The sequence below is a fragment of the Janibacter sp. A1S7 genome, assembly GCF_037198315.1.
In the GTDB taxonomy this organism is placed as follows: Bacteria; Actinomycetota; Actinomycetes; order Actinomycetales; family Dermatophilaceae; genus Janibacter; species Janibacter alittae.
In genome coordinates this window covers 725,197-737,510 of sequence record NZ_CP144913.1, presented here as the reverse complement: position 1 = coordinate 737,510, position 12,314 = coordinate 725,197, and the positions used below count along the sequence as shown (strand labels likewise).

Genomic DNA, 12,314 nt, shown 5'->3' with positions numbered 1-12,314 from the left:
AAACCACAGTGTATTGAGATGTTGACGGACGTTGTCAAGACGCTATAAGTTTTGTTTCATGCTCTTGTTCGGCTTGACCGCGGACCAACGCGACTACGCCAACCACCTGCGGGACCTCGCACGGGCCCACTTCTCCGACGCCGACCATCGTCGGGGGGGCCACGAGGAGGGACATGTGGACCGCCGTCTGCTCCGGCAGCTCGGCGACCTCGGTCTCCTCCGCGGACTCTTCGGTGGTGCCCCGGACGAAGCGCCCCGGGACGCGGCAGCCATGCAACTGTGCCTGCTGCGCGAGACCCTCGCGGGCGTGGACACGGCAGCCGAGACGGCACTTGCCCTGCAAGGACTGGGCAGCTACCCGATCCTCCAGTCCGGCACCTCCCGGACCGCTGACCGTTGGATCCCTGGAGTCATCACCGGCGAGGTGGTGGCCGGGTTCGCCCTCTCCGAGCCGGGAGCCGGATCCGACGCCGCTGCGCTCGCACTGCGTGCGGAGCGGGACGGGGACGGCTGGCGACTGTTCGGGGAGAAGACGTGGATCTCGAACGCGCCCGAGGCGGATGTCTACACCGTCTTCGCCCGCACCACCCCCGACGCCGGCGCCCGGGGCGTCACGGCCTTCGCCGTCCCCGGGGACGCCGAGGGTCTCGGGGGCGAGCACCTCGACCTGCTGGCCCCGCACGCGATCGGCCGGCTCACCTTCGAGGGAGTCAGGGTTGGGCCCCAGGACGTGCTGGGTGAGGTCGATGCGGGGTTCCGGGTGGCCATGCGCACCCTCGACCTCTTCCGCCCCAGCGTCGGCGCCTTCGCCGTCGGCATGGCCCAGGCGGCACTGGACTGCGCGGTCCGCTGGTCCGTCGACCGTCAGGTGCACGGGGGGCCGCTCCACGCCCAGCAGGCGGTCTCCCACGCACTGGCGGAGATGGCGACCACGGTGGAGGCCTCACGACTGCTGGTGCACGCGGCCGCGTCAGCGTACGACTCCGGAGCCTCGGCAGCGGAGATCACCAAGGCGTCGGCCATGGCCAAGTTGCACGCAACCGAGTCCGCGCAGCAGGTCGTCGACCAGGCCGTGCAACTGCACGGCGCCCGCGCCTTGCAACGCGGCCACCTCCTGGAGCACCTCTATCGGGAGGTCCGCGCACCCCGGATCTACGAGGGCGCCTCCGAGGTGCAACGCACCATCATCGGCCGGTCCCTCGTCCGCGAGGTCCGGAGCAAGACCGACGAGAGCCCGTAAGGAGCCCAGGATGACCCGATACCGCGCATCAGCCGATTTCACCCGGGAGTGGAAGCACTTTCGCTTCGAGGTCGACGACGGCGTCGCCACGGTGACCCTCAACCGCCCCGACAAGATGAACGCGCTCACCTTCGAGAGCTATGCCGACCTGCGCGACCTGCTGCACGAGCTGCCCACCCGCGACGACGTGTCCGTCCTGGTGATCCGCGGTGAGGGGAAGGGCTTCTGTGGTGGCGGGGACGTCAACGAGATCATCGGCGAGCTGATCACGATGGACGCTCGCGACCTCATCGGCTTCACCCGGATGACCGGCGACGTGATCCGGGCCATGCGTGAGTGCCCGATCCCCATCATCGTCGGGATCCAGGGCATCGCGGCCGGAGCGGGCGCCGTGGTGGCGCTGGCCGCCGACTTCAGAGTGGTGGCCCGTTCGGGCAAGTTCGCCTTCCTGTTCACGAAGGTCGGCCTCTCGGGAGGTGACATGGGCGCCGCCTACCTGCTTCCCCGGGTCGTGGGTGCCGGCCGCGCCACCGAGCTGCTCATGCTGGGCGAGACCATCGACGCCGAGACCGCGGACCGGTACGGGCTGGTCAGCCGGCTGGTGGACGACCCCGACCTCGACGACGCCGTCTTGGGACTGGCCCGGCGCCTGGCCGACGGCCCGACGCTGGCCTACGCCGAGACCAAGTCCCTCATCACCCGTGAGCTGGACATGAGCCTCGCCGCCGCGGTCGAGCTCGACGCCTCGACCCAGGCTCTGCTGATGACCACCCATGACCACACCGAGTTCCACGACGCCTTCAACGCACGGCGCACGCCGGAGTGGAAGGGACGGTGACCAGCAGGATGAGCACCGACGAGACCGCCGCCGCGTCCACCGGTGGCAGGGTCGCCCTGGTCACCGGCGCCAGCAAGGGCATCGGTCTGGCGGCTGCGCACCGGCTGTCGCGGGAGGGGCTGCGCGTGGCGCTGCTCGCCCGGGACGAGGCCGCGCTGAGCGAGGCCGCCGCCACGCTGCCCGGGGAGACGCTCGTCGTTCCCACCGATGTGACCGAGGGTGACCAGGTGGACGCTGCCTTCCTGGCCGTGGAGCAGGCCTGGGGGCCGGTGGAGGTACTCGTGCTCAACGCGGGCAACGGCACCGGAGCACCGCTGTCCGAGACCACCGACGAGGACTGGCAGCGCATGCTCGACCTGAACCTCACCGCACCCTTTCGCTGCCTGCGGCGGGCGCTGCCCCACATGATCGAGGGCGGCTGGGGACGGGTCGTGGTGATCGCCTCCATCGCGTCCAAGATCGGCGAGAAGCAGATCGCCGCCTACACCGCCAGCAAGCACGGCGTGCTCGGTCTGGTCCGGTCGGCTGCGGCAGAGGTCGCGAGCACCGGGGTGACGGTCAACGCGGTCTGCCCCGGCTACGTCGACACGCCGATGACCGATCAGTCCGTGGCCGACATCGCGGGACGCAGCACTCGCTCCGAGGCGGAGGTCCGTCGGCTGCTGGAGCGCAGGCAACCGATCAAGCGGCTGGTCACGGCCGAGGAGGTCGCCGACGTGGTCGCCCTCTGCGTGGCCAGCGGAGCGATCAATGCCCAAGGCATCAACGTCGACGGAGGAGCGGTCCAGTCATGAGTTTCGAGCGCATCAACCCGACCCACCTAGCTCCGGCCGCGGGCTTCTCGCACGCGGTACGCATCACCGGAGGGGCGACGGTCCACCTGGCCGGCCAGACCGCACTCGACGCGGACGGGAAGATCGTCGGCGACGACGTCGTCGAGCAGTTCGAGAAGGCCCTGGGGAACCTCCTGTCCGCGCTCGAGGCGGCCGGCGGGGCCCCCGAAGACATCGTGTCGATGACCGTGTACATCGTCGACATGGTCGATTACAAGGCACGCTCCCGCGACATCGGACGGGTCTGGAAGCAACTCGTGGGAGCGCACTACCCCGCGATGGCCGGGGTCGGGGTCGCCCGACTGTGGGACGTCGAAGCTCTCGTCGAGGTGCAGGGCACGGCCCAGGTCCCCCACCGGACGGGGGCGTAGACCTCCGTGTCGGAGACCCGGACACATGGGACCACGAAGGGAGCAGCACCGCCACGCGCGCTGATCATCACCCTCTACGGCCTGTACTCCCGCGAGATCGGCGGCTGGCTCAGTGTGCGTTCGTTGATCCGACTTCTCGCCGAGGTGGGCGTCGACAGCCAGTCCGTCCGGTCGGCAGTCTGGCGGCTGAAGCAACGCGGCCTCCTCGTCCCGGAGAAGCGGGACCGCATGGCGGGATACACCCTGTCCAGTCGGGCCAGCGACGTGTTGTTCGAAGGCGACCAGCGGATTTTCCAGCGATCGCGGACCGGCACCGGCCACCAATGGCTGCTGGCGGTCTTCAGCGTCCCCGAGTCCGAGCGCGACAAGCGCCACAAGTTGCGCGCACTACTGACCCGACTGGGGTTCGGCACCGTTTCGGCGGGCGCTTGGATCGCGCCGGCTCACGTCGAGGACATCGCCCGCGAGACTCTCGGGCGCGCTGGCTTGACGGAGTACCTCGACCTCTTTCGCGCCGAGCACCTCGGTTTCCGTCCGCTGCGCGAGCAGGTGTCCCGCTGGTGGGACCTGGAGAGTTTGAACCTGATGTACTCGGACATCGTGGCCGGGTACCGACCGACTCTGGATGCGTGGAACGACTGCGTCCACGACGACGCGATGGCCTTTGCCGACTATGTCGGACTGCTCACCAGTTGGCGCCGACTCCCCTACCTCGATCCGGGTCTTCCGACAGACCTGCTCCCCGATGACTGGCGTGGGGCGGAAGCGGCAGAGACCTTCTTCGAACTGCGCGACCGGATCGCACTCCCTGCTCGCCGACATGCCGCGTCGAAGGCTCCAGAGATCGCCTTCGACCCGCCTCGGGTATGCCACACACCCGAGGCCTGAGGGGCCGATCGCTGCCGAAGCGCGATGTGCCCCGCAGAGCCGACCGCGAAGAGTAGCGCTGCGACGCCCTCCTTCACGCTCGAGGATCTCTCCGGCGAACCCAAGCACGAGGGCGCTGCCAGCCGTCAATTCGGCGCAGTGGGTATCAGGTCTCCAGAAGGACACCCCAGATGGGGTCAAGCGTCGAGAGCCGGGTCAGCGCAGGACAGGTGTCAGACCGGAGGAGATGGCCTCGATGCGGGCGAGCGACTCTGCCGAGGTGGTGTTCTCCCCCAACCGGTTGGGCTTGCCGTCCCCGTGGAAGTCGCTGCTGCCGGTGACGACGAGGTCAAGGTCGGCGGCGAGTTGACGCGCGCGGGCGCGGCCGGCGTCGTCGAGGTCCCGGTGGTCCGCCTCGATGCCCACGAGCCCGGCATCGGCGAGCATCGCCACGTCGTCACCGTCCACCGCGCGCTGGCGTCGGACCGCGAAGGGGTGGGCGATGACGGGTACCCCACCGGCCGCCCGGACCAGGCGGACCGCGTCGACGGTCGCGGTGGCGTAGTGCGGCTCGTAGAACGCCGAACCGTTGTGCAACCACCGGGCGAAGACCTCGCTGCGGTCGTGGGCGACCCCCTTGGCGACGAGCGCGTCGGCCAGGTGCGGTCGTCCGAGCGAGACCGGCCCGTCCGGTACCTGCGCCAGGACGTCCTCCCAGGCGATGGGAAACCCATCGGCTGCCATGTGCTCGACGATGCGCCGCAACCGCGGGCCCCGGTCCTCCCGGGTGCGCCGCATCTCCTCGGCCAGGTCCGCGTCGTCGGGGTCGAAGAGGTAGGCCAGCAGATGCACCGAGCGTCGGTGGTGGCGGGTGGACAGCTCGGCACCGCGCATGAGGGAGATGCCGTGCCGCTGCGCGGAGGCGGCGGCCTCGACCCAGCCCGCAGTCGTGTCGTGGTCGGTGAGCGCGATCGTGGTCACCCCCGCCTCGGCAGCCTGGGCGATGAGGTCCGCGGGTGCGTCCGTCCCATCGCTGCGGGAGGAGTGGGTGTGCAGGTCGATCACATCGCCACCATATGACCTCTCGGCGTTGTCGTGCCGGCATCGGGTCGGCCCGGCGGCGCTTCTCCCGGTCGACCCGGCCGGAGGTCCTCGTGGCCCGGACGCCGGCGCAGTGGCGCGGGGCGGCGTCAGGGTTCACCGAGGAGCGGGCTCTGCTCCGCTCAGCCGAGCCCCGGCCATTCCGGTCGGCGCTTCTCCGCGAAGGCACGCACACCTTCCGCACGGTCGGCGCTGAAGGCCGTGTCGTGCCACCGCTCGTCCTCGAGGTCCAGTCCCTCGTCGAGGTCCATGTCGAGACCACCGCGCATGGCGGCCTTGGCATTGCGCACCCCGACCGGCGAGTGCTGGGCGATCGTCCGTGCCAGGGCGAGGGCCTCTCCCTTCGCGTCCTCGACGGTGCGGTCGACCAGACCGAGCCGGGCAGCCTCGGACCCGTCGATGCGACGCGCGGTGAAGATCAGGTCCGCGGCCCGCGACCACCCGATGCGGCGGGTGAGCAGCTGGGTGCCACCACCGCCGGGGATGACCCCGACCGAGACCTCGGGAAGCGCGAAGGAGGCCTTCGGCCCCGCGACGATGAGGTCGCACGCCAGGGCGAGCTCGCACCCCCCGCCGAGGGCGTGCCCGTCGACGGCGGCGATGGTCGGGACCGGCAGGTCGTACAGCGCCCGATAGGCCAACCGGTTGCCCGGGCGCTGGGCCCGCAGGTCCTCGTCGCTGAAGCCGTTGCGCTCCTTGAGGTCGGCGCCGACGCAGAACGCCTTCTCGTGGCTCGAGGTGACGACGACCGCCCGCACACCGGTGTCGGCGCGCAACTCGTCACCGACTGCCGTGAGGGCGTTCGCCATCGCGGTGGAGACGGCGTTCATCGCCTCGGGACGGTTGAGGACGACCTCGGCGACGCCGTCGTCGTGGCGGTCGATGCGCACGAGGTGCGCCGGGGATGCAGTCATGGGTTCCGTTCCGTCCGGGTCAGGGGCGGGAGAGCAGCGCGGCGATGCCCTGCCCGACCCCGATGCACATGGTGATGATCGCGTGGTCGTGGTCGCCGTCGGCCATCGAGATCCCCCCGGAGAGGGCGATGCGCGCACCGCTCATGCCCAGTGGGTGCCCGAGGGCGATGGCGCCCCCCTGGGGGTTGACGCGTGGGTCGTCATCGGCGACGCCCAGCTCGCGCAGGACCGCCAGGCCCTGCGAGGCGAAGGCCTCGTTGAGCTCGATGACCCCGACGTCATCCAGGGAGACGCCGGTGCGCTCGACGAGTTGTTGCACGGCAGGGGCCGGCCCCATGCCCATCACGCGCGGCTCGACACCGACGGCGGTCACCGCGTCGATCCGGGCGAAGGGGGTGAGCCCGTGCGTCGCCACGGCCTCCTCCGAGGCGACGAGCAGCGCAGCCGCACCGTCGTTGACGCCGGAGGCGTTGCCGGCCGTGACGGTGCCGCCCTCGAAGAGCGGCCGCAGCCGACCGAGTGCCTCCAGCGAGGTCTCGCGTGGGTGTTCGTCGGTGTCGACGACGAGTGGGTCCGCCTTGCGACGCGGCACGGTGACCGGGACGATCTCGCGGGCCAGCCGACCGGAGGCGATCGCGGCGGCGGCCCTCTCCTGCGAGCGCAGGGCGAAGACATCCTGGTCCGCACGCGAGACGGAGTAGTCGACGGCGACGTTCTCCGCGGTGCGCGGCATCGGGTCGGTGCCGTACAACCGTTCCATCTCCGGGTTGACGAAACGCCAGCCGATCGTCGTGTCCTCCATGGTCATCGACCGGGAGAACGGGGTACTCGACTTCGGGACGACGAAGGGGGCTCGGCTCATGCTCTCCGCTCCCCCGGCGATCATCAGGTCGGCATCACCGGCACGGATCGCGCGGGCGGCATACCCCATCGCGTCGAGGCCCGAGCCGCACAGCCGGTTGATCGTCGTCCCGGGCACCCCCACCGGCAGCCCGGCGAGCAGCGCGGCCATCCGCGCGATGTTGCGGTTGTCCTCGCCGGCCTGGTTGGCGTTGCCGAGGACGACGTCATCGACACGGCCCGGGTCGAGATCGGGGTGCCGGGCGACGAGCTCACGGATGACGTGCGCGGCGAGGTCGTCGGGACGCACCGTGGACAGCGCGCCGCCGTACCTGCCGACGGGCGTGCGGACGCCGTCGACGAGATAGGCGGGGCGGGCGGCCCCGATCACTGACCGTCCGCCAGGCGGGCGCGACCGGCGTCGGTGAGGACGCGCTCCTTGCCCTCGGTCTCGATGAGCGGCGGCTCCGCCTTGTACAGGTCGGCGCGCACCGCGGGATCGAGCCCGACCTCGCGGGCGGCCTGGTGGGCCTCGAGCTTGTTCATCCGGCCACCGTTGTCCGCGAGGCGCTGCAGGAAGGCGTGGGCCGGGTCGGCCACGCCGGGCGCATCCACGGACTGCGGGTCGGGCAGATCGACGAGCTGCTCGAGCTGGGCGATGACGGCGCGGACGGTCTCGCGCCAGGAGGCGGCCGTCTGGGCAAGGTCGGTGGGCGCGCCGCCGCTGCCCTGCCAGGTGCGCTTGGGGTAACGGCGCACGTACTCCCGCTCCAGCTCGAGCATCCGGGCGGTGTGGTGGGCGAACTGCTCGGCGCTGCCGTGCAGGAAGACCCAGTTGCGGGTCTCGTGGGCGCTCTTGCCCTGCTTCTCCAGCTCCTCGTCGCTGAGCTGCGAAGCGGGGACACCCTGGGTGGCGTCGGTCATGATCATTCCCTTCGTCGTGCGTCGGTCGGGCTCTCGCGTCGATCGAGCCGACGCAGCTGGTCGCGGTACACGGTGGAGTTGGTCAGGTACCCGTCGACGCCGAAGCGGATCCACTCCGCCGCCTCGTCGGGAGCGGGTCGTGCCCTGGCGGGCACCCCGACGGCCAGGGACCCGGCAGGGATGTCGGCGTGCTCGGTGACGACGGCCCCGGCACCGACCACGGACCCGGCACCGATGGACGCGAAGTTCAGCACGACCGACCCGGACCCGATGAGGCAGCCGTCGTGCACCGTGCACCCCTCGAGGTGGACGTTGTGCCCGACGACGCAGTCGGCGCCGATGGCCGTCGGTTGCTCCTCGATGCAGTGGATGATCGTGCCGTCCTGGATCGAGGTGCGCTCACCGACGATGATCTGGCCGAAGTCAGCCCGCAGGACGGCCGTCGGCCACACCGACGCCTGTTCCCCGAGGGTCACTGCGCCGATGACCACGGCATCGGGGTGGACGAAGGCGGAGGCGGGGATGACCGGCTCGCGGTCACCGAGTGCATAGAGGGGCACGTCAGACCACCTCCTCTCCCACCAACGGCATGTTGGCGTAGAGGTGGAGGGCGTTGCCGCCGAGGACGGTCGGCACCGTCTCTGCGGGGACCAGGTCGGCCACCGCGCGGGCGTTGACGTCGACACCGGGCACGCCCGGCCAGTCGGTGGCGAAGATCATCTTGGGCGCCAACCGGTCCAGCCCGGCCGCCGCGTAGTACTGCGGTAGTCGCTTGGGCGGCAGCCCGGACAGCTCGATCCACACGTGCGGGTTGCTCATCGCCATGAAGGCCGCCTGCTCGTACCACCAGCCGCGACCACCGTGGGCGAGGATGATGTCGAGCTCGGGGAAGTCCCGCGACACCGGCAGCAGATAGGTCGGGTCGGCGTACTCGTTGGCCGACCCCGAGAACGTTGAGGTGCCGCAGTGCACGACCAGCGGCGCGCCCTCCTCCACGAGGACCTGGTAGGCCGGGTAGAGCATCGGGTCGTCGCAGCGGAAGCCGCCGTGCACCGGGTGCAGCTTCAGTCCCGCTGCACCGTGCCCGAGCTGGCGACGGACCTCCGCCCCGATCGGGTGGTGCAGGTGCGGGTTGACGTTGGCCATCGGCCGGAAGCGTTGCGGGTTGTGCTCGACGATCGGCAGCAGGTCGTCGAAGAGCTGCATGCCGGTCGCCTTCGGGCTGTACTCGCAGAAGAGCACGGCGACATCGACGCCCTGGCCGGCGAAGAGCTCGTCGATGACCGCCGGGCGGGGCCTCCCGTCGTCGTCCCACGCCCGCTCGAGCAGACCCTCGGGTCCGAACTGACGGGCCCAGTCGATCCACGACCGGGTCAGCGAAGGGAGGACGGGCACGTGGACGTGCGCGTCAACGAGGGTGTGTCCGTCGAGCACGAGCGCCTCAGAGGTCCTTGACCATGGGGGTGTCGACCCCGATGGGCCCGGTCTTGTGCGCACCGCCCGGGGCACCGAGCGGCTCGTCGCGCCCGTCGAGGACCTCCGTGAAGAAGCGTCGGTTGTCCTCGATGTGGTCGCTCATGTCGTCGGCGACACGACGGTCCTGGCTGATCGCCTCGACGGGACACACCGGCTCGCAGGCTCCGCAGTCGATGCACTCCTTGGGGTTGATGTAGAGCTTGCGCTCCCCTTCGTAGATGCAGTCGACCGGGCACTCCTCCGTGCAGGACTGGTCCATGATGTCGAGGCAGTCCCCGGCAATGACGTAGGGCATGTCGATTCCTCTCTCAGGCGGGCTGCGGTACCGCAGGCTGGTTGTCGGTGGAGTGCCCCGGGAACAGCTGCGCGTCGGGGTCGATGTGGACCGCGGCGTTGTTGACGGCCGTGGCCACCTCGCCGAAGCCGACGGCGATCAGGCGCACCTTGCCGTCGTACTCGGTGATGTCGCCGGCGGCGAAGACCCCGGTGACGTTGGTGCGCATCGCGGGGTCGACGACGAGGTGTCGGTTGTCGTGCAGCTCGACTCCCCACTCGCGAAGGGGGCCGAGGTTGGCCGTGAAACCCAGGGCGGCCACGAGCCTGGTGCACGGGATGGAGTGGGGCTCCTCCCCCTTCGTCTTGGGCGTGACGGTGACCGACTCGAGCCGGTCGCCGCCGACGGTCTCGGTGACCTGCGCGTTGAGCACGACCTCGACCGGCGCCGACTCCATCTGCGCGACGGAGCCGTGGTGGGCGCGGAACTTGTCGCGGCGGTGCACGAGGGTGACCGACCTGGCGATCGGGTGGAGCATGTTGGCCCAGTCGACCGCCGAGTCCCCACCGCCGACGATGACGACGTCCTGCCCGGCGTACTCCGCAGAGCTGGGCACGAAGTACTCCAGCCCGCGGCCGAGGAAGTCCTCGCCCGCCGGGAGGGTGCGCGGGGTGAAGGTCCCGATGCCACCGGTGACGATCACCGCGCCGGTGTTGATCGTCTCGCCGCCACTGGTGGTGACGACCAGCCGCTCACGACCCTGCTCGTCACTCACTCGCTGCAGGTCCTGCGCCTCCTGACCCAGGACGTACGTCGGGTTGTAGGGGGCGGCCTGCTCGACGAGGTTGGAGATGAGCTTCCGTCCGGACACGGCCGGGAAGCCGGCGATGTCGAAGATCTCCTTCTCCGGGTACATCGCGGTGACCTGGCCACCGACCTGGCTGAGGCTGTCGATGACTGCGGTGCTCAGTCCGCGCACGCCGGCGTAGTAGGCCCCGAAGAGTCCCACGGGACCGGCTCCCACGATGAGCACGTCCACCGTCGTGGTGCTCATGACACCACCTCCTTGGCATCGAGCTCCTTGACCAGGGCCCGCACCTTGAATCGTTGCATCTTACCGGTGGCCGTCTTCGGCAGCTCGTCGACGAAGTAGACCTTGCGCGGGCGCTTGAAGGACGCGAGGCCCTCGCGGCACCACGTGTCGATCTCGTCCGTCGTCACCGCGGCACGCGTGACGAGCACGGCGACCGGCTTGGTCAACCCGTCCTCGTCCTCGTGGCCGACCACGGCGCACTCGGTGACGGCCTCGTGCCCCAGCAGGCGGTCCTCGACCTCGGTCGGGCTGACCCAGATGCCACCCGCCTTGAGCAGGTCCGTCGAGCGACCCATGCAGCTGTAGAAGCCCTCCTCGTCGCGGACGTAGGTGTCGCCGGTGTTGAGCCACTCGCCCTGGAAGACGGCGCGGGTGGCCTCGGCGCGACGCCAGTAGCCCAGGGCCGCGGAGGCGCCGCGGACGAAGAGCGTGCCCGGCTCACCGTCGGCCACGGGTGCACCGTCGAGGTCACGGATCTCCAGGTCGTAGCCGGGCACCGCCTTGCCCGTCGTCCCCGGCTTGATCTCACCGGGGCGGTTGGACAGGAAGATGTGCAGGCACTCCGTCGAGCCGATCCCGTCGAGGATCTGCAGGCCGAAGCGCGAGAGCATCCGTTCCTGCACGCCGGGCGGCAGCGGCTCGCCGGCGGAGGCACCCAGTCGGACATCGGCGAAGGTGTCGTCCGGGATGTCGCTGGAGAGCAGACCGGCGTAGAACGTCGGCACCCCGAAGAAGAGCGTCGGCTTCCCCTTCGCGATCCGCTCGGCCATGCAGGCCGGCGTCGGACGAGCGGGCTCGAGCACCGAGGTGGCGCCCACGGACAACGGGAAGAACATCGTGTTGCCGATCCCGTAGGCGAAGAAGAGCTTCGCGACGGACAGGCAGCGGTCCTGCGGCGTGATTCCCAGCACCTGCGTGCCGTAGGTGTCGCAGACCAGGCGGATGTTCTCGTGCCGGTGCATCGCCCCCTTCGGCTTGCCGGTCGTGCCCGAGGTGTAGAGCCACAGGGCCCACGCGTCGGAGCCGGTCGGTACCGGGGCCCGATCCGTCTCGTCCGCGGCGGCGCCACGGGTGATGAGATCCTGCCAGGAGAGTTGCTCGACGCCCTCGACGGCGTCGGCGTGCTGCCCCGGGTCGCCGTCCCAGACGACCTGCTTCAGGTCGGGGCACTGCGCGCAGGCCCGCGCCACCGCCTCGGCGTACGTGGAGCTCGCGACGAGCGTCACTGCGCCCGAGTCGGTGATGATCTCGGCCAGCTCGTCCGGGCCGTACATCGTCGAGACGGGCACCGCGACCAGCCCACCACGCATCGCGCCGAGGACCCCGGCGAAGAGCGGGATGTCGTCGTTGGCGACGAAGACGACACGGTCGTCACGGCGCATCCCCAGGGAGCGCAGACCCGCGGCGACCCGACCGGTGAGCTCGACGAGCTCCGAGTAGGTCACGCTCTGCGCGGGGGTCTCGACGGCCGGGTGCCCACCGCGTTCGGCGGCCACCCGATCGACGAGCCAGGCTGCTGCGTTGAAGCCGTCCGCTGTCATCG

The 12,314-nt window shown here is 70.4% G+C and carries 14 protein-coding genes; 5 read left to right on the top strand and 9 right to left on the bottom strand.

Annotation, left to right across the window (positions count from 1 at the left end; translation table 11 throughout):
* Positions 1-58 precede the first annotated feature (58 nt).
* From V1351_RS03675 to V1351_RS03655, 5 genes are read left to right on the top strand one after another with little or no spacing between them, the layout of a single operon-like run.
* A complete protein-coding gene (locus tag V1351_RS03675) occupies positions 59-1,240 on the top strand; it encodes an acyl-CoA dehydrogenase family protein (RefSeq protein ID WP_338750822.1) in 1,182 nt (393 codons plus the stop codon).
* Between the two features lie 10 nt (positions 1,241-1,250).
* Positions 1,251-2,078 (top strand): enoyl-CoA hydratase family protein, encoded by an 828-nt coding sequence (locus V1351_RS03670; RefSeq protein WP_338750820.1) that lies wholly within the window; start codon positions 1,251-1,253, stop codon positions 2,076-2,078.
* An 8-nt stretch (positions 2,079-2,086) separates the two neighbouring features.
* Positions 2,087-2,872, top strand: coding sequence for an SDR family NAD(P)-dependent oxidoreductase (locus V1351_RS03665; RefSeq protein WP_338750818.1), 786 nt, complete (start codon positions 2,087-2,089; stop codon positions 2,870-2,872).
* Positions 2,869-3,282: a RidA family protein gene (locus V1351_RS03660; protein ID WP_338750816.1), complete on the top strand. Its 414-nt coding sequence runs from the start codon at positions 2,869-2,871 to the stop codon at positions 3,280-3,282. The genes V1351_RS03665 and V1351_RS03660 overlap by 4 nt, the downstream gene beginning before the upstream one ends.
* A 6-nt stretch (positions 3,283-3,288) precedes the next feature.
* Positions 3,289-4,170: a PaaX family transcriptional regulator C-terminal domain-containing protein gene (locus V1351_RS03655; RefSeq protein ID WP_338750814.1), complete on the top strand. Its 882-nt coding sequence runs from the start codon at positions 3,289-3,291 to the stop codon at positions 4,168-4,170.
* 195 nt (positions 4,171-4,365) lie between these two features.
* On the opposite strand, the gene V1351_RS03650 is transcribed toward V1351_RS03655, so the two are convergent.
* The 9 genes from V1351_RS03650 to V1351_RS03610 form a co-directional block, all read right to left on the bottom strand.
* The gene (locus V1351_RS03650; protein ID WP_338750812.1) at positions 4,366-5,214 is read right to left on the bottom strand and encodes a PHP domain-containing protein; all 849 of its coding nucleotides are present in this window, start codon (positions 5,212-5,214) and stop codon (positions 4,366-4,368) included.
* 158 nt (positions 5,215-5,372) lie between these two features.
* Positions 5,373-6,164, bottom strand: a complete 792-nt coding sequence (locus V1351_RS03645; RefSeq protein WP_338750810.1) for an enoyl-CoA hydratase/isomerase family protein — start codon at positions 6,162-6,164, stop codon at positions 5,373-5,375.
* 19 nt (positions 6,165-6,183) lie between these two features.
* On the bottom strand, positions 6,184-7,395 hold the full coding sequence (gene pcaF / locus V1351_RS03640; RefSeq protein ID WP_338750808.1) for a 3-oxoadipyl-CoA thiolase: 1,212 nt from the start codon (positions 7,393-7,395) through the stop codon (positions 6,184-6,186).
* A complete protein-coding gene (locus V1351_RS03635) occupies positions 7,392-7,928 on the bottom strand; it encodes a DUF6158 family protein (protein WP_338750806.1) in 537 nt (178 codons plus the stop codon). The genes pcaF and V1351_RS03635 overlap by 4 nt, the downstream gene beginning before the upstream one ends.
* 2 nt (positions 7,929-7,930) lie before the next feature.
* Positions 7,931-8,488, bottom strand: coding sequence for a gamma carbonic anhydrase family protein (locus V1351_RS03630; RefSeq protein WP_338750804.1), 558 nt, complete (start codon positions 8,486-8,488; stop codon positions 7,931-7,933).
* Position 8,489: 1 nt separating this feature from the next.
* Positions 8,490-9,362, bottom strand: a complete 873-nt coding sequence (locus tag V1351_RS03625) for an amidohydrolase family protein (protein ID WP_338750802.1) — start codon at positions 9,360-9,362, stop codon at positions 8,490-8,492.
* 7 nt (positions 9,363-9,369) lie between these two features.
* A complete protein-coding gene (fdxA, locus tag V1351_RS03620) occupies positions 9,370-9,699 on the bottom strand; it encodes a ferredoxin (RefSeq protein ID WP_338750800.1) in 330 nt (109 codons plus the stop codon).
* Positions 9,700-9,712: 13 nt separating this feature from the next.
* Positions 9,713-10,732 (bottom strand): NAD(P)/FAD-dependent oxidoreductase, encoded by a 1,020-nt coding sequence (locus tag V1351_RS03615; protein ID WP_338750798.1) that lies wholly within the window; start codon positions 10,730-10,732, stop codon positions 9,713-9,715.
* Positions 10,729-12,312: a benzoate-CoA ligase family protein gene (locus V1351_RS03610; RefSeq protein ID WP_338750796.1), complete on the bottom strand. Its 1,584-nt coding sequence runs from the start codon at positions 12,310-12,312 to the stop codon at positions 10,729-10,731. The genes V1351_RS03615 and V1351_RS03610 overlap by 4 nt, the downstream gene beginning before the upstream one ends.
* Positions 12,313-12,314 lie beyond the last annotated feature (2 nt).